We start from the raw sequence: 21,120 nt of genomic DNA on the forward strand, positions 1-21,120 counted from the left end.
TTACATACGCGACGTATGAATGTAGCCTCTTATTCATACGCCCTGTATGTATTGTCGTGGCGCGCTGCGCGCCAGGCAAGTCGCTGCCCTGGAGATTGCGATGTTCACCCCCTACCGCGAGCTGTTCGCCGTTCCCGGCACCACCGGCCTTGCCCTGGCCGGACTGCTGGCGCGGCTGCCGCTGCCGATGACTGGAATCGGCATCATCACCCTGCTGTCGCAGCTGCGCGGCAGCTATGCGCTGGCCGGTGCAGTGTCGGCCACCTTCGTGCTGACCTACGCGTTGCTGTCGCCGCAGGTCTCGCGCTGGGTGGATCGCCACGGCCAGGGACGGGTGCTGCCGTGGGCCACGGCACTCAGTGCAGGCGGCCTGCTGCTGTTGTTGGCCTGCACGGTGCTGCAGGCACCGCTCTGGACATTGTTCGCCACGGCGATGCTTGCCGGCTGCATGCCCAGTGCCTCGGCAATGGTGCGGGCGCGCTGGACCGCGATCCATCGCGGCCGTCCGCAACTGCAGACCGCCTACTCGCTGGAAACGGTGTTCGATGAGATCACCTTCATCGCCGGGCCGCCCTTGTCGGTGGGCCTGTCGGTGGCGATCTGGCCACCGGCCGGCGTGCTCGCCGCTGCCCTGATGCTGGTGGCCGGCATGGCGGCGCTGGTGCTGCAGCGGAATACCGCGCCGCGGCCGCAGCGCATCGATGGCGCAACCACGTCCGGTTCATTGCTGCGGCAGCCGGAGATCCGCCTGCTGGCGCTGTTGATGCTCGCGATGGGCGTGATTGTCGGCACCGTCGACATCACCAGCGTGGCCTTCGCCGAGCAGCGTGGGCAGCCGTTGGCGGCCAGTCTGGTGCTGTCGGTCTATGCGGTGGGCAGCTGCGTGGCCGGCCTGCTGTTCGGTGCACTGAAGCGCCAGGCGCCGCCGCATCGCCTGCTGCTGCTGGGCGCGCTGGCCACCGCGCTGACCACGCTGCCATTGTTGTGGGTCGCCAGCCTGCCGGCACTGGCAGCGGTGCTGCTGCTGGCCGGGGCGTTCTTCGCGCCGACGATGATCGTGGCGATGTCGCTGGTCGAGCAGCGCGTGCCCGGAGCACGGTTGACCGAAGGCATGACCTGGCTGTTGGCTGGGCTCAACATCGGTGTCGCCCTCGGCGCCGCGTTGTCGGGGCAGGTGGTCGATGGCCGCGGCGTGCGTGCGGGGTTTGCCGTCGCCGTGTGCGCCGGCATCGCCGCGCTGGCAGTGGCCTGCATCGTGCAACGGCGGCTGCATGCCCCGTGCGGCGCCGCAGCGGTTGAAGGGGCAGCACGATGAGTGTCCCGCGCGCGGTTGCCATGCCTGCGGTCCGCCATCCCTGGTGGGCAGTGGCTGCCGCCGGCCTGGCGACGTTCTCGGTGGTTACCACCGAAATGCTGCCGGTCGGTCTGCTGAACCTGATCGCCGACAGTCTGGGGGCTTCCACCGGCACCACGGGCCTGATGATTTCGTTGCCGGCGCTGTTGGCGGCGCTGTTCGCTCCGCTGGTGGTGATGGTGGCCGGTGGCATCGATCGCCGGCGCATCCTGTGTGCGCTGCTGGCCCTGCTGCTGCTGGCCAACATCGCCTCGGCGCTGGCACCGGGCATCGGCTGGCTGCTGGCGGCGCGGGTGCTGGTAGGGTTCTGCATGGGGGGCATCTGGGCGATCGCCGGTGGCCTGGCAGGCCGGTTGGTGCCGGCCGAGCGCGTCGGGCTGGCAACCGCGATCATCTTCGGCGGTGTGGCTGCGGCCTCGGTGCTGGGCGTACCGCTGGGGGCGCTGATCGGTGAAGCGCTGGGCTGGCGTGCCGCCTTCGCGGCCATGGCGGTGTTCAGTGCCGCCGTGCTGCTGCTGCACCTGCTGGTGATGCCGGCGTTGCCGGTGGCAAGCTCGGTGCGGCTGCCAGAGTTCGCGCAGCAGCTCGGCCATCGCGGCCTGCAGCGCGGCCTGCTGCTGACCCTGTTGCTGGTGGCCGGGCACTTCGTTGCCTTTACCTACGTGCGGCCGTTGCTGACTGCGGTATCGGGCGTGGAAGCGCAGTGGATCGGTGTGCTGCTGTTCGCCTATGGCGTTGCCGGTATCGCCAGCAACTTCATCGCAGGGCCCTTGGCCGCACGGCAACCGCGTGGCGTGCTGCTGGCGATTGCGTTGGGCCTGTTGCTGACGCCGCTGCTGTTCCTGCTGGTGGGCGGCACGCCGTCGGGCGGCGTTGCGGTGTTGTTGCTGTGGGGCCTGGCGTATGGCGGCGTATCGGTGGGGCTGATGACCTGGATGATGAAGGCCGCACCGCAGGCGGTGGAGATCGCTACCGCACTGTACGTGGCGGTATTCAACATCGGTATCGCGCTGGGGGCATGGGGCGGCGGCCGGCTGCTGGATGGCCTGGGTCTGCGCGCGAATCTGTGGGTGGCGGCAGCCTTCGCCACTGCCGCGGTGCTGCTGCTGGCCAGGCGGCCACGCCGCTAGATCCACGCCATGCGTGGATGGACTCTGGGGATGCCGACCAAGGTCGGCAGCTACCGTTGCAGGTGTCGACCACGGTCGGCAATTACCGAGGCAAATGCAGAACGGGCGCCTCGCGGCGCCCGTTCCAATCACATCACCACACCTTGACCCGCTTGTCCGGGGCCAGGTACAGCTTCTGGCCTTCCTTCACTTCGAACGCCGGATACCAGGCGTCGATGTTGCGCACGGTCAATGCACGGAACTGGCCCGGTGCATGCACGTCGGTCAGCAGCGAATTGCGCAGTGCCTGCTCGCGGCTCTTGCTGCGCCATGCCTGGGCGAAGCCGAGGAAGAAGCGCTGGTCCGGCGTGAAGCCTTCCAGGGTCTGGCCCGGCTTGCCCTGCAGCGACAGCTGGTAGGCGTCATAGGCAGTACCCAGACCGGCGACATCGGCGATGTTCTCGCCCAGGGTCAGCTTGCCGTTCACGTGTACGCCGGGGAACGGCTCGTAGCTGCTGAATTGCGCGGCCAGTGCATCGCCGGCGGCGTTGAACTGCTTGAGGTCTTCGGCCGTCCACCAGTTGTGCAGCTTGCCGGTCTCGTCGAACAGCGCGCCGGCATTGTCGAAGCCGTGGCTGATCTCGTGGCCGATCACCGCACCGATTGCACCGTAGTTCACCGCATCGTCGGCTGCGCCATCGAAGAACGGCGGCTGCAGGATCGCGGCCGGGAACACCAGGCGGTTTTCCAGCGGCACGTTCATCGCGTTGATGGTCTGCGGCAGCATCGCCCACTCGCTGTGGTCCACCGGCTTGCCGAGTTTGGCGATGTTGCGCTGGTACTCGAACAGTTCGGCGCGCTGCGCATTGCCCAGCGGATCATCGCGGCGGATATCCAGGCCGCTGTAGTCGCGCCACTTTTCCGGATAGCCCATGCCCACGGTCAGGCCGGCCACCTTGGCCTTGGCGCTGGCCTTGGTCTGCGGTGACATCCAGGCCAGTGCATCGATGCGCTTGGAGAAGGCGGCGATGATGTTCTTTGCCATCTCGTCGGCACGTTCCTTGGTCTTCGCATCGAAGTGCTTTTCGACGTAGCGCTTGCCGATGGCTTCGCCGACGGCATGGTTGGCATCGTCCACCGCACGCTTCCAGCGGTCGCTCTGCTGCGGGGTGCCACTCAGCGCGGTGCCATGGAAGGCGAAGCGTGCATCGGCGAATTTCTTCGGCAGGTAGGCGGCGGCGCGGTCCAGCGCATGGAAGGTCATGTAGTCCTTCCAGGCATCCAGCGGCTCGGTGGCCACCAGCTTGGACAGGCCGGCCACGGCCTTGGGCTGCCAGACGATGAAGTCCTGCTGCTGGCCAAGCTTGGCCGCGTCGAGGAAGGCGGCCCAATCCATGCCCGGCGCCTTGGCGTTGAAATCGGCCTGGGTCCAGGGGTTGGCGCCCTTGGTCACGTCATTGGTTTCTTCCTGGGTGGCGTGCGCCTGCGCGATCCGGGTTTCCAGTGCGAGGATGCGCTTGGCCTTGCCGGCAGGATCGGCCACGCCGGCCAGCTGCAGCACCTGCGCGATGTAGGCCTGGTACTGCTTGCGCAGGTCGGCCATGCGGCCATCGCCCAGGTAGAAATCGCGGTCGGGCATGCCCAGGCCACCCTGCACCAGGTACGGCGCGGTGCGGTCGGGCTGCAGCAGGTCCACCGACACCCACAGGCCGAACAGGCGGTCGGTGTAGAAATTGGTCGCGTTGAGCAGGTCGACGTCGGCGCGCAGATCGCCGCCAAGGGCGCGGGCCAGGCCGGCCTTGTCGGCGATCGCATCGATCGACTTCAACTGCGGCTGCACCGGCGCCAGGCCGCGCTGTTCGATGCCGGCCTCATCCATGTAGGCGGCGTAGTAGTCGCCGATCAGCTTGTCTTCGCCGCTGGCCTGGGCATTGCCGGCAGCCCCTTCAAGGATGGCGCGGGTATCGGCCTGGGTCTTCTCGGCGATCACGTTGAAGCTGCCAAAGCGCGAGCGATCGGCCGGGATCTCGGTGTTCTTGACCCAGCTGCCGTTGGCGAAACCGAAGAAGTCGTCACCGGCGGTGAGGCTGCGGTCCATGCCACTGGCGTCGAAACCGAAACTGCCCAGCATCGGCTTGGCGGCGGCGGGGGCCGCAGCGGCCGGTGCGGCGGCGCTGGCGGCCGGTTCGGCCGGACGGTCGCAGGCGGCCAGGGACAGGCTGGCGATGATGGCCAGTGCCAGAGTGGGGCGGCGCAGCTTGGACATGGACTTCTCTTGCGGCGGAAAACGCCAAGTCTAATCCGCTGCGGGCCGACCGCACGCATCCAGGCCGGGCCAGCACTGTGCGCGATCTGGCTGAACACGCTCCGGCGATCTTCACGCGGTCATCGCCGTGGTGCATGCTGCGCTCTGGAAGCCTGCGGCGCCCGGGGGAGGGAGCATGCAGGACGGGTCGAGGCGTCAAGAATGGCGTCCGCCGGCCGTTGAGGTCGGGGACGTGGAGGAATCGTTCGCGCATGAAGCCAGCCGACTGCACAGGGAAGACCGACCGATGCCGGCGCTGAGACATGCGCTGGCGCGGCCGTTGCGTGCCATTACCTGGGGCGGCGTCGCGCTGGGCGTGCTGTTGGCGGTGGGCCTGGCGGTGATGCTGGCCAACGACTACCAGCGCCGGCTGGAAGCGGCGCAGCGGCAGAGCCGCGCGTTGGCGGTGGGCAGCGAGCGCCTGCTGGCACTTGAACTGCGCAACCTGGAACGGGCGATGGGCGGCATCGCTGCCGATGCAGGCGAACTGTTCCGCTCGGTGCCTGCGCAGGCGCCGGCGCTGCTGGATGCAGCCATCGCCGGCGTTCTGCGGCGACACGCCGAACTGCACAGCATCGTCGTGCTCGACACCTATGGCCGCGCGCTGACGGCGGGCAAGGGCGACCTGCAGTTGCCGTTGTGGACCGACCCGCAACGGCGCGGGCAGGGCAGTGCGCTGTACATCGGGCCACCGCAGCGCGCCAACGACGGCGGCTGGGTGATACCGCTGGCGCTGCCGATGGCCGGTGACCGCTGGCTGCTGGCGCGGCTGCGCTGCGGTGAGCTGCAGCGGATCGTCGGCGGCCTGGACGTCGGCCCCAACGGCCTGGCCTCCATCAGCGATGCCGACGGCTACATGCTGGCCCGCGTTCCCAATCCCGATGGCACCGTCGGCCGCCGCTACACACTGCCGGCGCGCACGCTGCTGGGCCGGCAGGCGGTGGTCGAGCTCGGCAGCATCCCCGGAGCGGTCGACCAGGTGCCGCGCATCTCCACCATCAGCACGCTCGAACACAGCCCGTTGGCGGTGCAGGTGGGCCTGGCCGACGAAGACGTGCTGGCACCGTGGTGGCCCTATCTGCAGGCGGCCATTGCCATCATGCTGGCGTATGCCGCGGTGCTGCTGGTGCTGCTGTATGCGGTGCGCCGCAGCACGCACCGCCAGCAGTCGATGGCCGAGGAACTGCGCACCGGCCATGCCGAGCTGCGCCTGGCCCATCAGGTCGGGCGCGTCTGCACCTGGTATGTCGATGAAGACGCGGCCCTGCTGCGCTGGTCGCCGCTGGCCCGCGAGATCTTCGGCGTGCAGACCGACGCACTGCCGGTGGCCGAGTTCTTCGCCCGCGTCCACCACGATGACAGTGCACGCATGCAGCAGGCGTTCGACCAGGCCTTTGCCGGCAACGCGGTGCTCGATGAAGAATTCCGTCTGGTGCTGCCCGGCGGTGCGGTGCGCTGGGTCGCTGCACGTGGCCAGCGGGTGGCGGTGGCCGACCGTGAGCGCCGGATGATCGGCGCGCTGACCGACCTCAGCGAGCGCTACCGGGCACGCGAGCAGATGCTGCAGGTCGAGCGCCGTTTCCGCCTGCTGTTCGACCGCAATCCCGCCCCCTTCTGGGTATTCGACCCGGACACCCTGCGCTTCATCGAAGTCAACGACGCGGCGGTGCAGCAGTATGGCTACAGCCGCGACGAATTCCTGGCGATGAGCATCCTCGACATCCGCCCGCGCGAGGGCTGGGAGGAGGTCAAGGGTGCGATCGCGCAGGTTCGCAGTGGCGAGCTGCAGGATGCAGCGGTGCGCCTGCACCAGCGCAAGGACGGCAGCGTATTCGAAGTGCGCGTGCACCTGTCGCAGCTGGATTTCGACGGCCAGCCGGCCTGCCTGGTGCTGGCCGAGGATGTCAGCGAGCGGTTGGCCTACGAACGCGACCTGGCCTATCACGCGCGCCACAACCCGGCCACCGGCCTGCTCAATGTGCGCGCGTTGAGTGAGCAGCTGGACGAACAGGCCAACGGCTACACCATCGCCTACGTGCAACTGCGCGGCCTGCAGCTGGTGGCCGATACGCTGGGCCGCGAGATCGGCGATGCGGTACTGCAGTCGATGGCCTCGCGCCTGGGCGGGCTGGGCGCGCGCTTCGGCCTGCTGGCGTTCCAGCCGTCGGAAGATTTCGTGCTGGCCATCGCGCCGGAGCACAACGCCCAGCGCGTGCTGGACGACCTGCTGCAGATCGTGTCGGCACCGATGCGCGGGCAGGATTCGCTGCATCAGTTCGAACCCCGCATCGGCGTTGCGGTATGCGTTGCCGGGGCAGGGCACAGCGCCGAGCAGGTGATCGGCATGGCGGCGCAGGCCGCGCACGCAGCGCGTGCCGAAGGCAACGTGGTGGCCTGGTTCGATGCGGCCGTGACCACCCGCCTGGCCGACCGCCTGCGCCTGGCCGGGCGCATCCACGCGGCAATCGACAACGAATTTCAGCTGTATTTCCAGCCGATCCGGCATGCCAGCGACGGCAGCCCGGCGTCGCTGGAAGCGCTGCTGCGCTGGCCACAGGCCGACGGCAGCTTCATTCCGCCCAGCGAGTTCATCCAGTTGTGCGAGGACACCGGGTTGATCCTGGCGCTGGGGCGCTGGGTGATCCGCGCAGCGGCGCAGGCACAGCGGCAACTGGTGGACGCAGGCTGGGGCGAGCTGTCGATCGCGGTGAACGTGTCGGCGGTGCAGTTCTTCAACAGCGATCTGGTGGCCGAGTTCACCCGCGCACAGCAGGATTTCGGCCTGGCTCGCGGCGCGCTGCATGTGGAGCTGACCGAGAGCAGCCTGATGCGCAAGCCGGCACAGGCACTGCAGACCATGCAGCGCCTGCATGAGCAGGGCATCAGCGTGTCGCTGGATGATTTCGGTACCGGCTACTCGAGCATGTCCTACCTGCAGCATCTGCCGCTGGACATCCTCAAGATCGACCGCAGCTTTGTGGCCGACGTGGAAACCAATCCACGCAATGCCTCGATCTGCCGTGCGTTGCTGTCGCTGGGCCACAGCATGGGGCTGACGATCATCGCCGAAGGTGTGGAAACACCCGGGCAGCTGGACTGGCTGGCCGCGCATGGCTGCGACCAGGTGCAGGGGTACCTGCTGGGGCGACCGGCGCCGCTGCAACAGATCATCGATGCGCTGGATGAAGTCGCTGCCTGAGCGGGTTTCGTATTTACCGGCCAGCGGCCGGCACTACCAGACCGCAACATGACGGTAGTGCCGGACGCTGGCCGGCAAGCGCCAGACTCGGCTACACCCCAACCTCCACCAGGTGGTCGATGAAGCTGCGCACCTTCGGCGCCAGGTGGCTGCGGCTGGTGTAGACAGCGAAGATGCCGATCGGCGCGGCTTCCCACTCGGGAAGCACCGGCACCAGGCGGCCATCGTCGAGTGCGTCCTGCAGCAGGAAATCCGGTTGCAGGATGATGCCGAGACCGGCGATGGCGGCCTCGCGCAGCACGTCGCCGTTGTTGGCCTGCAGCAGGCTGTTCACTGCAACCTTCACTTCGCCGGCCGGCCCCTGCAGTGGCCACTGATTGCCCGATGCCCAGTAGCTGTAGCCCAGGCAATCGTGGCCCTGCAGGTCCTGCGGCAGCTGCGGCGTACCGCGTGCGGCCAGGTAGGCAGGGGCGGCACACAGGGTGATCCGCGATTGACCCAGGCGGCGCGCGATCAGCGCCGGGCTGGGTTCGCGGGTGATGCGGATGGCGACGTCGTAGCCCTCTTCCACCATGTCCACCAGGCGGTCGGACAGCGCCAGGTCCAGCTCCACCTGCGGGTAGCGCGCCCGGTAACCGGCCAGCAGCGGGCCGAGGCGGGCGATGCCCCAGCTGACCGGCGCGTTGATCCGCAGCGTGCCGGACGGTTCCAACGCCTGCGCGCCAATGCTGGCCTCCAGCGCATCGAATTCGGCCAGCAGGCGCACGCACTGCGCGTAATAGGCGGCCCCGGTACTGGTCGGGCTGACGCGGCGGGTGGTGCGGTGGAGCAGGCGGGTGGACAGGCGCTTTTCCAGCGCCGCGACCTGTCGGGTGACCCCGGCAGTGGACAGGTCCAACGCCTGCGCGGCGGCGCTGAAGCCGTTGCGCTCGACCACAGCAACGAACACTCGCATGGCCTCAATAGTGTCCATTGTTGCGCCTTTTGAAATAAATACGGTCGAATGATCGTATTTATCCGCCCGTGAAGGTGCAATAACCTGTGCATCGTCCCTTCCCGAGCTGTCCCATGAACGCCACCACCGCTCCCGTTTCCCCCCTCGCGCCCTACGCCGCCACCCTGCTGCGGCTGGCGTTGGGTGCGCTGTTCCTGGTGCATGCACTGACCAAACTGCTGGTGTTCACGCCGGCGGGCACCGCCGTGTATTTCCAGTCGCTGGGCCTGCCTGGCGTGCTGGGTTATCTGACCATCGCCGTGGAACTGACGATATCCGTCGCGCTGCTGCTGGGCATCTATGCGCGCTGGGCAGGATTGGTGGGTGTGCCGCTGCTGCTGGGCACCATCGTCACCGTGCACGGCGCCAACGGTTTCAGCTTCGCCAATGCCGGCGGTGGCTGGGAATATCCGGCGTTCTGGGCGCTGGCGCTGGTGGTGCTGTTCCTGCTGGGCGATGGCCGCTGGACCCTGCGTTCGCGCTGATTGCCGTCTGTGATTGATGTTGTCTCTGCCACTGGAGAAAACCATGTCCCGCCTGCCTTCGCTGTACATCTCCCACGGTTCGCCGATGACCGCGTTGCATCCCGGCCAGGTGGGCGTGCGCCTGGCCGAGCTGGCCCGCGCGCTGCCGGCACCGCGTGCGATCGTCATCGCCTCGGCGCATTGGCTGGCCCGGCAGCCGCTGGTCGGTGGTCATCGCCAGCCGCCGACCATCCACGATTTCGGCGGCTTCCCGCGCGAACTGTTCGAGATCCAGTACCCGGCACCGGGCGACCCGGCGCTGGCCGAAGAGGTGGCCGCCCGCCTCGCTGCAGCTGGCCTGCCGGCAGCGGTGGATCCACAGCGCGGTCTGGACCACGGTGCGTGGGTGCCGCTGCGGCTGCTGCATCCGCAGGCCGATATCCCGGTGGTACCGCTGTCGATCCAGCCGATGCTCGGCCCCCAGCACCAGTACGCACTGGGGCGTGCGCTGGCGCCGCTGCGCGATCAGGGCGTGCTGCTGGTCGGCTCGGGCAGCATCACCCACAACCTACACGACTGGGGCGATTACCAGCAGGGCAAGGAAGCGCCGTATGTGCGGCCCTTCATCGAATGGATGGAGCAGCGCCTGCTGGCCAATGATCGCCAGACGCTGTTCGACTATCGCCGCCAGGCGCCGTTTGCCGAACGCGCACACCCCACCGACGAGCATCTGCTGCCGTTGTACTTCGCAATGGGTGCAGCCGGTGGCGATGACCTGGGTGCGCAGCGCATCGATGCGGGAATCGATGCCGGGTTCCTGGCAATGGACATCTACCGCTTCGATGGCGGCCCGCACGCGCAGCACCCCGCATGAACCCCCTGCTGTCGCAGGACAGGCCGCAGGACATCGTGGCGCAGGTCGCGCAGCGTTTGCTGTCGCAGCGCTGACGCGTATTCAGATCGCAGGCCGCAGCAGCGGCCTGCTGTGTTAAGTTTTTTCCAGTCCCCCGGCGTACCCCGGTTTTCCGGCCCCCTGCGCTGTTCCTGGAATAAGCATGCACACCATCGAAGTCGTCCTGGCGATGCTGGTGGCCGTTGTCGCCAGCGGCTACCTGGTTCGCGTCCTGCCCTTCTCGTTGCCACTGCCGCTGGTGCAGATCGGCCTTGGCGCGGTGATCGCCGGGGTGTTCAACCGCGGGCACGCGCTGGAACCGGAAGTGTTCTTCCTGTTGTTCCTGCCGCCGCTGCTGTTCCTCGATGGCTGGCGCATCCCCAAGCAGGGCCTGTTCCGCGACAAGGGCGCGATCCTTGAACTGGCGTTCGGGCTGGTGGTGTTCACCGTCATCGGCGCCGGCCTGCTGATCCACTGGATGATTCCGGTGATGCCGCTGGCGGTGTGCTTCGCACTGGCGGCGATCGTGTCGCCGACCGACCCGGTAGCAGTGGGCGCGATTGCGGCCAAAGCGCCGATTCCCAAGCGCCTGATGCACATCCTGGAAGGGGAGTCGCTGCTCAACGATGCGTCGGGCCTGGTCTGCTTCCGCTTCGCCGTGGCAGCGGTGATGACCGGCACCTTCTCGCTCGCCACTGCCTCGCTGACCTTCCTGTGGGTGGCCGTGGCCGGCCTGGCGGTCGGCGTGGCGGTCACCCTGGGCGTGTCCACGTTCCAGCGCTGGCTGTGGCGCCGCTTCGGCGAAGAGCCGGGCGCGGCGATGCTGGTCAACCTGTTGATTCCGTTCGCGGCCTACCTGCTCGCCGAAGAAATCAACGCGTCCGGCATCCTGGCAGCGGTCGCAGCCGGCATCTCGATGAGCTACGTGGAAATGACCGGCCGCGTCTCCGGCAGCATGCGGGTGCAGCGCGCCGGGGTCTGGAACATGCTGCAGTTCAGCTTCAACGGCATCATGTTCGTGTTGCTGGGCGAACAGTTGCCGGGCATTGTCGAACGCGCCACCACCACCATGAACGAGAGCGGCCACCAGAGCGCATGGTGGTTGCTGGTCTACGTGCTGGTGATCAACGCAACGCTGATCGCGCTGCGCCTGCTGTGGGTGTGGCTGTCGCTGCGCTGGAACCTGCTGCGTGCGCGCAGGCGCGGGCTGGAGCACGGCGAGGCACCGAACTGGCGCATCGTGGTGGCCACTTCGGTGGCCGGCGTGCGCGGTGCGATCACCCTGGCCGGTGTGTTGACGCTGCCGCTGTTCCTGCCCGATGGCAGCCCGTTCCCGGCACGCGATCTGGTGATCTTCCTGGCCGCTGCGGTGATCCTGTTCTCGCTGGTCGGCGCCAGCGTGGCCTTGCCGCAGCTGCTGAAGGGCCTGCAGTTACCGGCCGATTCGGGCGAACGCAAGGAAGAGGACCTGGCCCGCAAACTGTCCTCGAAGGCGGCCCTGGCCGGGGTGGAGCGCATGCGCCAGCAGCTGGTGCTGAACCAGAACACCGAGAACGTGCAGCTGTACAACGACGCGGCATCGCGGGTAAGCCTGCTGTACCAGCGTCACCTGGACCGCGACAATCCCGATGTGGACCCGGAAAAGGTGAACCGGATGGAGATGGGCTACCGCCAGCTGCGCAATGCTGGCCTCACTGCAGAACGTGAGGAGCTGTTCCGGCTGACCCGTCGCGGGGTGGTGTCCGATGAGATCGCACGGCGTCTGATCCGCAACCTGGATCTGCTGGAATCGCGCAAGCGCGAATGACCCTGCCGCGGTAGCGCCGGGCCATGCCCGGCGGCTGTTGCTCCCGGCGTCACAAGCCGGGAACGAACTGCAGTCGAGCATGGCTCGACTCCACAAGGACCGGTTATTCCGGCTTGGCTTCCAGGAAGTACGCCTCGACCTTGCCCTTGACCTTGATGGTCATCGGGTTGCCGCGACGATCGCGGGCCTTGCCGGCCTGCACGCGGATCCAGCCTTCGCTGACCGAGTATTCCTCGACGTTGTCGCGCTCGACATCGTTGAAACGCACGCCAACGCCGCGTTCCAGGGCCTGCGCATCGTGGAAGGGGCTGGCCGGGTTGATCGCTAGGTGGTCGGGAGGAGTATCGCTCATCGCTTCATTCACAGTGACGGCCACCGCGGCCGACTTCAGGGCGACAGGATAAACCGTAGAATGCCCGCCTGCCCCCGAGGACGTTCTGCCATGCCCGACAACAGCGACTATTTCGACTTCGAGGAAGATGCCCACGATTTCGACGAGGACGACTTCGAGGCGCGGGTCTGGAACCTGCTGGTGCTGATCAACCCGGGCGATGAAGAACTGGCCCTGCAGCAGTTCAACCGCTGGCGCGAGCGCCTGGCCGAGGAGGGTCAGCCGCTGGAAGCCGACAGCGATTGGCTGCCGGCGCTGTTCACCGCCATTGCCTGGCAGTCCGGTTTCGAAGTTGAGCGCGACGATCTGGATTCGCTGCAGTCGGCCGTCAACGAACTGTCGGCGCGCTTCAACCTGCAGCCGGACTGGGGTGGTGACCTGGACGATGAGGATTTCGCAGTGGACCTGGATGGCGTGCAGCTGATGAGCACCGCCTTCGACCGCCTGCGCGAGCACAACTACACCCTGTGGAGCGTGGATGCCGGCAACGACGGCTTCAGTGGCTGGATGGCACTGACCCGCGATGACGACGCGCTGCTGGCACTGTGTTCACTGCTGAACGTGGAAGTGCGGCTGGGCAGCGACCCGTTCTGAGATTGATCGGCAGCGCCGGGCCATGCCCGGCGGCTTCCTGCCGCGCTGCGCGCTCGTCGGGCATGGCCCGGCGCTACCCACACCCATCTACGGCCGGTATTGCGCTCTGGCGTTGGCGATCACCGCTTTGACCAGCGCGCGGTCGGTGTGCCGGGAAATCGCACGGGCGCCCAGCGCGATTGCCTGCGCACGCAGGTCTGCAGTGACATCGTAATGTGCACCGCTGGCCTTGTTCTGGAAGGCCCGCGGTGGAATGCCGAGCTGCGCCGCCATGGCGTGCAGCTCGGCCAGGGTATCGGCCATCAGGTGCGCCCAGCGCTGACCGCGCCAGGGATGCACCGCGTCATCGACGTAGACCGACACCGCCGCGGCCGGATCAGGCCTGCGGCTTGCCGTCGGCGTCGGTGGCCGGGGTGGCCTCGGCGTCGGCAGCGCCTTCGGCGCCGGTGGTCTCGTCAGCAGCCTCATCGGCAGCCGCTTCGCCTTCTGCGGCTGCGTCTTCGGCCTGCTCGCTGGCGAACTCGGCCACCAGCTTGTCCAGGTACTCCTCGGCAGTCTGGCCTGCTTCAGCAGCCAGGGTGTCCAGCAGCTTCTGCATCAGCTCGGAGTATTCCAGGGTGACCGTGCGGCCTTCGGCTTCCTGCATGTTCGACAGGTGCTTGAGCATGGCCAGCATCGGCACCGGGTTGTCGGCGTTGCCCATGGTCTGGCCGCCGATGGCCAGCAGCCACTCACGGCCCTGCAGGCCGATGGCCGCTACGGCCTGGCCGTCTTCGCTGAGCAGCACGGCGTGGTTCTGCACCTGCTCGCGGGCGTTCAGACGGAGGAAGGGGCGCTTGGCCTGATGCTTCTTGCGCTTGTCGCGCTTGGCCTTGGACGACTGGGACATGGGTGGAATCACCTGGAAACGGAAAGACCGCCATTGTACCGGGTGCCGCGCAATGCGCCCGCCGGGCCATGCCCGGCGGAATGGATCAGCGCGCCACGGCGGGCGCGGTGGCGTCCGCAGGTGGCTGGCCCTGCGCCGCCTGCACATCCGGGTCCACGGTGGTGGCCGACAGGCCCACCTGCGGTCCGGCGCCGGCCAGTGCGGCTTCTTCAGCGGCCTTGGTCATCACCACGATGCTGATGCGGCGGTTGATCGGGTTCTGCGGGTCGGTCTTGTCAAACAGCACCGACGAGGACAGGCCGACCACGCGGGTGATCTTGCTGTCGTCCATGCCGCCATCGATCAATGCACGCCGCGCGGCGTTGGCACGGTCGGCACTCAGTTCCCAGTTGCCATAGCCACGTGCGGCCGAATAGGCGGTGATGTCGGTGTGGCCGGTCAGGCTGATCCGGTTCGGCACGTGGTTCAGGTACTCGGCCAGCTCATGCAGGATCTGCTGCGTGTACGGCTTCAGCGTGGCGCTGCCGAGGTCGAACATCGGCCGGTTCTGCTTGTCCACGATCTGGATGCGCAGGCCTTCCGGGGTCAGGTCCAGCAGCAGCTGGTCCTTGAACGGTTCCAGCGCCTGGCTGCGGCTGATCGCTTCCTGCAGTTCCTTCATCAGCGCTTCCAGCTGCTGCTTGTCGCGCTGCTGCTCGTCCACCGGCTGCGGGATCGCCTTCTGCTGGTTCTGGAAGGGATCGTTGCTGTTGCCGCGCGAGACATCGGTGGCGCCGCCCAGCTTGATCATCGAGGTGCTGGCGCCACCGGGCCCGGCCATGCCCGGCGCCGGGGTGGCGCTGGAACCGACCAGCGGGCTGGGGTTGCGGAAGTACTCGGAAATGGCCGCGCGCTCGGGCTTGCTGGTGCTGGCCATCAGCCACAGCACCAGGAAGAAGGCCATCATCGCGGTCACGAAGTCGGCATAGGCCACCTTCCACGAACCGCCGTGATGGGCGGCGTGGCCGGCCTTCTTGACCCGGCGGACGATGACGGTGGGCTTGGTCTCGGCCATGGCTTACTTGACCGTCTTCAGGTGCTGCTCGAAATCGGAGAACGCCGGGCGCACGTTCGACGGCAGCGTCTTGCGGGCGAATTCCAGCGCGATTTTCGGGTTGTAGCCACGCAGGCAGGCCAGCAGGGCGGTTTTCACCGATTCGTAGATGCGGCTGTCCTGTTCGGCACGGGCTTCCATCGCCGAGGCCATCGGGCCGACGAAGCCATAGCCCAGCAGGATGCCCAGGAAGGTGCCGACCAGCGCGCCGGCCACATGGCCACCCACTTCCACGATGTCGCCACCGATCGAGCCCATGGTGATGACGATGCCCAGCACCGCGGCCACGATGCCGAAGCCGGGCAGGCCATCGGCCACCTTGTTCATCACCTGCGAGGGCGCCATCGCTTCGGCGTGGTGCTTTTCAAGCTCCAGTTCCAGCAGCGGCTCCAGCTCGTGCGGCTCGATGTTGCTGCCGATCATCAGGCGCAGGCAGTCGGTGATGAAGTCGATCAGGTGATGGTCGGCCTGCACCTTCGGGTAGTTGCCGAACAGCGCGCTTTCAGCCGGACGCTCGACATGGTCTTCCAGCGCCATGAAGCCCTCACGGCGGGCCTTGTTGAGCAGTTCGTACACCAGGCTGAGGACATCGATGTAGTCCTGCTGCTTGTAGCGCGGGCCCTTGAACACGCCGACCATCGCCTGCAGGGTCTGCTTGACCGTCTTGGCCGGGGTGCCGACCAGGAACGCACCGACGGCCGCGCCACCAATGATGACCAGTTCGTAGGGCTGCCACAGCGCGCCCAGGCGACCGTGTGCGCCGAGGTAGCCGCCCAGCACGCTGATGATGACGACCAGGAATCCAACGATGATGAGCATGGCGCGACGCAAGGAGGGGGGATATCTCCTTGTCGGCCCGACACCGGTATTTCTGAAGAGGGAATTCTGTGAAGTCGGTCAGCGGCCTGATCCGGTGCGCTTCAGGCCGCTACGCCGGCCTCGGCGCCGCCACGCTGCAGCGGATCGGGCCACGGCTCGCCATTGGCGGTGAATGAAAGTGAGACCGAGTTCAGGCAATGGCGCTCGTGGGTGGGCGGCGGGCCGTCCGGGAACACGTGTCCCAGGTGGCTGCCGCAGCGGGCGCAGGTGATCTCGGTGCGCACCATGCCATGGCTGCTGTCGCGGATCTCGCGCACGTGCGCCGGGTCGAACGGGGCGAAGAAGCTGGGCCAGCCAGTGCCCGAATCGAACTTGGTGCTGGACCGGAACAGCGGCAGCGCGCACAGGCGGCAGCAGTAGACACCCTCGCGCTTGTTGTCCAGGAACACGCCGCAGAACGGTGCTTCGGTGCCGTGCTGCAGCAGTACGCGACGCTCTTCGGCGCTGAGGCCGGCGACCAGCGCATCGGCCTGGGCGGCAGTGGGGGGCGTCAGATCGAAAGCGGTCATGCCGGCTCTCCGTGGGTGTGGCCTTGGGATGCGGCAGAGGTGGGGGTGCGGCGACGCGCTTGCAAGTGTGATGGCCGTTCATGGCTGGCACACGGCGGCAGGCGCAGGCTGGCGGTGAACCACCCCGGAGCCTGCCATGAAACCCTGCCTTGTCCTGCTGCTGTCGGCCCTGCTGCCCCTGTCCGCGCAGGCCCAGGTGCCGACCGGCAATCCGACCACCACCCGCAGCAGCACGGTGGTGGCGCCGGCCCCGGTGGTCCCGCCGCCGCAACCGGCGCGCCCGCAGCCCCAGCCGCTGCCCTCGCCGCAGCCCGCGCAGCCGATCCGCGCCACCGGCCCGGCGCAGGTGATGCCCGCGCCCAGTCCAGCGCTGCCGGACAAGGTCTATGACCGCAATGGCCGCATCATTCCCGGGGTGAAGCCGGTCGGCCCCAACCGCGTCTTCGACTCCCGCACCGGTCGCTATTACGACAGCGTGCCGCAGGGCAGCGGCCAGCAGATCAAGCCATGACCGGCCTGGCCTGAACGCTGGAAAACACTGCGCCGCCGATCACTGTTTTTTCGCCTGCGATTAACCCTGCCGGGACCACCGTGGCCCTGCACCGGCGCTTGCCGATGCGTGTCCTTCGACCACTGGATCGCGATCATGAAAAACCAGCAGAACCGTCATCCCGGCAAGGAGCATCCCGGCAAGGAACCCCAGGGCCGCAACCCGCAGCAGCAACAGCAACAGCAACAGCAACAGCAGCAACAGATGGATCCGCAGCAGCCGCAGAAGGGCGGCAAGCAGCAGGACCAGCGCCAGCAGGGCTCGATGAAGCACCCGCAGCAGCGTTGACGCTTGCAGGGCCGGGGTCAGGACCCGCTGCGCGGGCTCTGGCCCCGATGCCGTTCGCGCATCCGGTTCAACACATCCGGTTCAATCAGGAATCGGCAGCGACCAGGTTTCCTTGACCTCTTCCATCACGATGTAACTCTTGGACTCGCGCACGTGCGGCAGCGTCAGCAGGGTGCTGCCCAGCAGCTTGCGGTAGGACGCCATTTCGCTGATGCGCGCCTTCAGCAGGTAGTCGAAGTCGCCCGACACCAGGTGGCATTCCAGTACGTTGGGCAACTTCAGCGCCGAGCGCCGGAACTCTTCGAAGATGTCGCCGGACTTGTAGGCCAGGCTGATTTCCACGAACACCAGCAGGCTGGCTTTCAACGCCGCCGGATCCAGGTGCGCGTGATAGCCGGTGATCACGCCTTCGCGTTCCAGCCGGCGCACGCGTTCGGTGCAGGGGGTGGTGGACAGGCCCACCCGTTCGCCCAGTTCGGTGAAGGAAATACGGCCCTCGCCCTGCAGGATGCGCAGGATCTTGCGGTCGATCTTGTCCAGTTCGCGGGAGCGGGTGGCCATGGCCGTCAACCTCGGTCAATGAATCACAGGGAAACATCCTGCCTTTGTTCCTGAAATCAGGCAAATCGTCTAGGAACGGAAGAATATACTTCCCCGATTATGGCCCCTGCGCACTCAAATGCAGGGAATGATCGGGTTGGAGGTTTCATGCGAGTCCTAGTTCTCGGCAGCGGCGTGATCGGCACTACCAGTGCCTGGTACCTGCGACAGGCCGGGTTTGAAGTCACGGTCATCGACCGCCAGCCCGGTCCTGCGCTGGAGACCAGTTTCGCCAACGCCGGCCAGCTGTCATTCGGCTACACCTCGCCATGGGCCGCCCCGGGCGTGCCGAAGAAGGCGATCGGCTGGCTGTTTGAAAAGCACGCGCCGCTGGCGATCAAGCCGGGCATGGACCTGGCCCAGTACCGCTGGCTGTGGCAGATGCTGCGCAACTGCACCCACGAACGCTACGCAATCAACAAGGCGCGCATGGTGCGCATGTCCGAGTACAGCCGCGACTGCCTGAACGAACTGCGCGCACAGATCGGCATCGATTTCGAAGGCCGCGACCTGGGCACCACCCAGCTGTTCCGCACCCAGCAGCAGCTGGACGCCTCGGCGCAGGACATCGAGATCCTGGCCCAGTACGGCGTGCCGTATGAAGTGCTGGACCGCGCCGGCATCATCCAGGCCGAACCGGCGCTGGCCCACGTCGATGGGCTGGTCGGTGCGCTGCGCCTGCCGCGCGACCAGACCGGCGACTGCCAGCTGTTCACCCGTCGCCTGGCACAGATGGCGGCCGAAGCGGGCGTCGAGTTCCGCTACGACCAGGACATCACCGGCGTCGAGTTCGACGGCGATCGCATCACCGGCGTGCGCATCGGCGGCAAGCTGGAAACGGCGGACCGCTTCGTGGTGGCGCTGGGCAGCTATTCGCCTGCGCTGGTGGCGCCGCTGGGCATGCGCCTGCCGGTGTACCCGCTGAAGGGCTATTCGCTGACGCTGCCGATCACCGATCCGGCGATGGCACCGACCTCGACCATTCTCGATGAGAGCTACAAGGTCGCGGTGACCCGTTTCGACAACCGCATCCGCGTGGGTGGCATGGCCGAAGTGGCCGGTTTCGACCTGTCGCTGTCGCCGCGTCGGCGCGAGACGCTGGAACTGGTGGTGCGCGACCTGTACCCCAAGGGCGGCGATCTGGCCAAGGCCGAGTTCTGGACCGGCCTGCGCCCGGCCACCCCGGATGGCACGCCCGTGATCGGCGCCACGCCGTTCCGCAACCTGTACCTCAACACCGGCCACGGCACCCTGGGCTGGACCATGGCCTGCGGCTCGGGCCGCTACCTGGCCGACCTGATGAGTGCGCGCCAGCCGCAGATCAGCACCGAGGGCCTGGATATCTTCCGTTACGGCCAGTACCGCCACACCCCGCAACATGAGAGCCGCACATGCGTCCTGCCCGCGCGCTGATCGATCTGGGCGCACTGCGCAGCAACTACCGGCTCGCCCGGGAGCTGGGCGGCGGCAAGGCACTGGCGATCATCAAGGCCGATGCCTATGGGCACGGTGCGGTGCGCTGCGCGCAGGCGCTGGAAGGGCAGGCCGATGGCTTCGGCGTGGCCACCATCGAAGAGGCGCTGGAGCTGCGCCAGGCCGGTATCACCGCGCCCATCCTGCTGCTGGAAGGCATCTTCGAGCCCAGCGAAATGGCGCTGGTGGCCGAGCACGACCTGTGGTTCTCGGTGGGTTCGCCGTGGCAGCTGGAAGCGCTGGCAGCCTTCGAAAGCCCGCGTCCGCTGACCGTGTGGCTGAAGCTGGACAGCGGCATGCACCGGCTGGGCCTGGACGTGCCCGGTTTCCGTGCCGCGCATGCGCGACTGTCGGCGCTGCCGCAGGTCGCACGCATCGTGATGATGACCCACCTGGCGCGTGCCGATGAGCTCGACAGCGAGCGCACCCACCAGCAGGCGTCGACCTTCGCCGAGGCCATCGCGGCCCTGGAAGGGGAGACCAGCGTGTGCAACTCGCCGGCGCTGCTGGGCTGGCCGGACGTGCGCAGCGACTGGGTGCGCCCGGGCCTGATGCTGTACGGCGCCAACCCGCTGCCCGACAACACCGGATTGACCGCGCGCCTGCGCCCGGTGATGACGATGCAGTCGAAGGTGATCGCGGAACGCTGGATCGAAGCCGGTGAGCCGGTGGGCTACGGCGCGCGCTTCGTGGCCAAGGCGCGCACGCACGTGGGCGTGGTCGCGCTGGGCTATGCCGATGGTTATCCGCAGTTCGCGCCCAACGGCACGCCCGTGCTGATCGATGGCCAGCCGGGTGCGTTGATCGGCCGGGTGTCGATGGACATGCTGACGGTGGATCTGACCGCACATGCGCAGGCCGGCGTCGGCAGCGTGGTGGAACTGTGGGGCAGCGCGCCGACGCTGTCCGAACTGGCGCCACGGTGTGGCGTGAGTGCCTACCAGCTGCCCTGCGGCGTGAAACGCGTGGCGAAGGAATACGTGTAGAGCCAAGCCCATGCTCGGCTCCGTGAATGCGTGTCGACCAAGGTCGACACCTACCGATGGGTCTGCGCTGCAGCTCGGCTCGGGTAGCGGCCGACCAAGGTCGACACCTGCCGGGGCTTACCGCGCAGCGGTAACCCGCGAGGCCAGCTGGCGCTTTACCCAGTCATCGATCAAGCGCTTTTCGTAGCGCAGCGGATCGCTGTCGCTCTTCAGGCCGATGTTGTGCAGGTAGCCGCTGTCGCTCAGCCTGGCTTCGCCTTCGTCGATGATGCGGCCGCTGGCGTCCTTCAGCGTGTACTGCAGGCTGATGCGTGGCGGGTAGATGTCGCGCATGATGCGGATATCGGTGCCGCGTGGGCCATGCCAGGGTTCATAGTCGCCGGCACGCTTGATGTCCAGCAACGTCACCTCCAGGGTCTGCCCTGCCTGCAGCGGCTTGGCAGCGGTGGTCTGCACGTAGCGCGCAATCTGCTGCACCCAGTCGCCGCGTTCGGCTTCGAAACGGTTGGTGCTCTGGCGGATCTCGGTGAATTTCGCCGGATCGGTCCACTGCACGCTGACCGGGCCGTCGGCCTGCAACGCGCGCGGTGCGTCCGGTGCCGTCACCGTTCGCGGTGCGGCGGCCACGCTGCCCACGGCGAGTGCGCCGGCCAGCAGCAGGGCGGTGGAAAACGGGCGTTTCATGGCAGTCTCCTGCGTCCCCGGGGCGGGGCGGATGATGATCTCGGATCGAGTCTGATCCTG

21 protein-coding genes are annotated in these 21,120 nt (G+C 67.4%); 11 read left to right on the forward strand and 10 right to left on the reverse strand.

The genetic code is table 11. The features are described 5' to 3' along the window. Nucleotides 1–100 precede the first annotated feature (100 nt). Together ACVOLJ_RS09080 and ACVOLJ_RS09085 are read left to right on the forward strand one after the other, a co-directional pair. Nucleotides 101–1,315, forward strand: a complete 1,215-nt coding sequence (locus tag ACVOLJ_RS09080; protein WP_481563989.1) for an MFS transporter — start codon at nucleotides 101–103, stop codon at nucleotides 1,313–1,315. Continuing rightward, complete coding sequence (locus tag ACVOLJ_RS09085; protein WP_481563990.1) at nucleotides 1,312–2,484, forward strand: MFS transporter; 1,173 nt, start codon at nucleotides 1,312–1,314, stop codon at nucleotides 2,482–2,484. The genes ACVOLJ_RS09080 and ACVOLJ_RS09085 overlap by 4 nt, the downstream gene beginning before the upstream one ends. 133 nt (nucleotides 2,485–2,617) lie before the next feature. On the opposite strand, the gene ACVOLJ_RS09090 is transcribed toward ACVOLJ_RS09085, so the two are convergent. Beyond that, the gene (locus tag ACVOLJ_RS09090; RefSeq protein ID WP_481563991.1) at nucleotides 2,618–4,729 is read right to left on the reverse strand and encodes a M13 family metallopeptidase; all 2,112 of its coding nucleotides are present in this window, start codon (nucleotides 4,727–4,729) and stop codon (nucleotides 2,618–2,620) included. Between the two features lie 175 nt (nucleotides 4,730–4,904). On the opposite strand from ACVOLJ_RS09090, the gene ACVOLJ_RS09095 reads away from it, so the two are divergent. After that, nucleotides 4,905–7,967: a bifunctional diguanylate cyclase/phosphodiesterase gene (locus tag ACVOLJ_RS09095; RefSeq protein ID WP_481563992.1), complete on the forward strand. Its 3,063-nt coding sequence runs from the start codon at nucleotides 4,905–4,907 to the stop codon at nucleotides 7,965–7,967. 91 nt (nucleotides 7,968–8,058) lie between these two features. On the opposite strand, the gene ACVOLJ_RS09100 is transcribed toward ACVOLJ_RS09095, so the two are convergent. Beyond that, nucleotides 8,059–8,940: a LysR family transcriptional regulator gene (locus ACVOLJ_RS09100; RefSeq protein ID WP_481563993.1), complete on the reverse strand. Its 882-nt coding sequence runs from the start codon at nucleotides 8,938–8,940 to the stop codon at nucleotides 8,059–8,061. A gap of 95 nt (nucleotides 8,941–9,035) precedes the next feature. Here ACVOLJ_RS09100 and ACVOLJ_RS09105 point away from each other — a divergent pair, with 95 nt between their 5' ends. The 3 genes from ACVOLJ_RS09105 to ACVOLJ_RS09115 all read left to right on the forward strand — a co-directional run bounded on the left by ACVOLJ_RS09105 (nucleotide 9,036) and on the right by ACVOLJ_RS09115 (nucleotide 12,124). After that, nucleotides 9,036–9,446, forward strand: coding sequence for a DoxX family protein (locus tag ACVOLJ_RS09105; RefSeq protein ID WP_481563994.1), 411 nt, complete (start codon nucleotides 9,036–9,038; stop codon nucleotides 9,444–9,446). A 43-nt stretch (nucleotides 9,447–9,489) separates the two neighbouring features. Continuing rightward, the gene (locus tag ACVOLJ_RS09110; RefSeq protein WP_481563995.1) at nucleotides 9,490–10,299 is read left to right on the forward strand and encodes a dioxygenase family protein; all 810 of its coding nucleotides are present in this window, start codon (nucleotides 9,490–9,492) and stop codon (nucleotides 10,297–10,299) included. 181 nt (nucleotides 10,300–10,480) lie between these two features. Further along, a complete protein-coding gene (locus ACVOLJ_RS09115) occupies nucleotides 10,481–12,124 on the forward strand; it encodes a Na+/H+ antiporter (protein ID WP_475279399.1) in 1,644 nt (547 codons plus the stop codon). 103 nt (nucleotides 12,125–12,227) lie between these two features. Here ACVOLJ_RS09115 and ACVOLJ_RS09120 read toward each other — a convergent pair whose 3' ends face one another. Further along, nucleotides 12,228–12,476: a DUF3297 family protein gene (locus ACVOLJ_RS09120; RefSeq protein WP_180868872.1), complete on the reverse strand. Its 249-nt coding sequence runs from the start codon at nucleotides 12,474–12,476 to the stop codon at nucleotides 12,228–12,230. A gap of 90 nt (nucleotides 12,477–12,566) precedes the next feature. On the opposite strand from ACVOLJ_RS09120, the gene ACVOLJ_RS09125 reads away from it, so the two are divergent. Then, a complete protein-coding gene (locus ACVOLJ_RS09125; RefSeq protein ID WP_475279398.1) occupies nucleotides 12,567–13,109 on the forward strand; it encodes a DUF6630 family protein in 543 nt (180 codons plus the stop codon). Nucleotides 13,110–13,196: 87 nt separating this feature from the next. Here ACVOLJ_RS09125 and ACVOLJ_RS09130 read toward each other — a convergent pair whose 3' ends face one another. From ACVOLJ_RS09130 to msrB, 5 genes are all read right to left on the reverse strand, one after another. Continuing rightward, nucleotides 13,197–13,472 (reverse strand): DUF4031 domain-containing protein, encoded by a 276-nt coding sequence (locus ACVOLJ_RS09130; RefSeq protein WP_439448132.1) that lies wholly within the window; start codon nucleotides 13,470–13,472, stop codon nucleotides 13,197–13,199. A gap of 13 nt (nucleotides 13,473–13,485) precedes the next feature. Continuing rightward, nucleotides 13,486–13,998 carry a hypothetical protein gene (locus ACVOLJ_RS09135; RefSeq protein ID WP_475279397.1) on the reverse strand — a complete coding sequence of 171 codons (513 nt, stop codon included), beginning with the start codon at nucleotides 13,996–13,998 and terminating at the stop codon, nucleotides 13,486–13,488. An 85-nt stretch (nucleotides 13,999–14,083) separates the two neighbouring features. Next, nucleotides 14,084–15,052 (reverse strand): flagellar motor protein MotB, encoded by a 969-nt coding sequence (gene motB, locus ACVOLJ_RS09140; RefSeq protein WP_475279396.1) that lies wholly within the window; start codon nucleotides 15,050–15,052, stop codon nucleotides 14,084–14,086. Nucleotides 15,053–15,055: 3 nt separating this feature from the next. Next, the gene (gene motA, locus ACVOLJ_RS09145; protein ID WP_475279395.1) at nucleotides 15,056–15,910 is read right to left on the reverse strand and encodes a flagellar motor stator protein MotA; all 855 of its coding nucleotides are present in this window, start codon (nucleotides 15,908–15,910) and stop codon (nucleotides 15,056–15,058) included. A 101-nt stretch (nucleotides 15,911–16,011) separates the two neighbouring features. Continuing rightward, the gene (gene msrB / locus ACVOLJ_RS09150) at nucleotides 16,012–16,479 is read right to left on the reverse strand and encodes a peptide-methionine (R)-S-oxide reductase MsrB (RefSeq protein WP_481563996.1); all 468 of its coding nucleotides are present in this window, start codon (nucleotides 16,477–16,479) and stop codon (nucleotides 16,012–16,014) included. Between the two features lie 136 nt (nucleotides 16,480–16,615). On the opposite strand from msrB, the gene ACVOLJ_RS09155 reads away from it, so the two are divergent. Next, nucleotides 16,616–16,990 (forward strand): classical arabinogalactan protein 4, encoded by a 375-nt coding sequence (locus ACVOLJ_RS09155; protein WP_475279393.1) that lies wholly within the window; start codon nucleotides 16,616–16,618, stop codon nucleotides 16,988–16,990. A 135-nt stretch (nucleotides 16,991–17,125) separates the two neighbouring features. Continuing rightward, nucleotides 17,126–17,317 carry a lana protein gene (locus ACVOLJ_RS09160; protein WP_481563997.1) on the forward strand — a complete coding sequence of 64 codons (192 nt, stop codon included), beginning with the start codon at nucleotides 17,126–17,128 and terminating at the stop codon, nucleotides 17,315–17,317. 81 nt (nucleotides 17,318–17,398) lie between these two features. On the opposite strand, the gene ACVOLJ_RS09165 is transcribed toward ACVOLJ_RS09160, so the two are convergent. Beyond that, entirely contained in the window at nucleotides 17,399–17,878 is a 480-nt protein-coding gene (locus tag ACVOLJ_RS09165; protein ID WP_475279391.1) for a winged helix-turn-helix transcriptional regulator, read from the reverse strand. A 147-nt stretch (nucleotides 17,879–18,025) separates the two neighbouring features. On the opposite strand from ACVOLJ_RS09165, the gene ACVOLJ_RS09170 reads away from it, so the two are divergent. Together ACVOLJ_RS09170 and alr are read left to right on the forward strand one after the other, a co-directional pair. Next, nucleotides 18,026–19,330 carry a D-amino acid dehydrogenase gene (locus ACVOLJ_RS09170; RefSeq protein ID WP_475279390.1) on the forward strand — a complete coding sequence of 435 codons (1,305 nt, stop codon included), beginning with the start codon at nucleotides 18,026–18,028 and terminating at the stop codon, nucleotides 19,328–19,330. Continuing rightward, nucleotides 19,309–20,376, forward strand: a complete 1,068-nt coding sequence (alr, locus tag ACVOLJ_RS09175; protein ID WP_481563998.1) for an alanine racemase — start codon at nucleotides 19,309–19,311, stop codon at nucleotides 20,374–20,376. Before ACVOLJ_RS09170 ends, alr begins: the two co-directional genes overlap by 22 nt. 117 nt (nucleotides 20,377–20,493) lie before the next feature. On the opposite strand, the gene ACVOLJ_RS09180 is transcribed toward alr, so the two are convergent. Continuing rightward, nucleotides 20,494–21,060, reverse strand: coding sequence for a DUF3016 domain-containing protein (locus tag ACVOLJ_RS09180; RefSeq protein WP_475279388.1), 567 nt, complete (start codon nucleotides 21,058–21,060; stop codon nucleotides 20,494–20,496). Nucleotides 21,061–21,120: the final 60 nt, after the last annotated feature.

The sequence above is a fragment of the Stenotrophomonas sp. STEN046 genome (assembly GCF_056759755.1).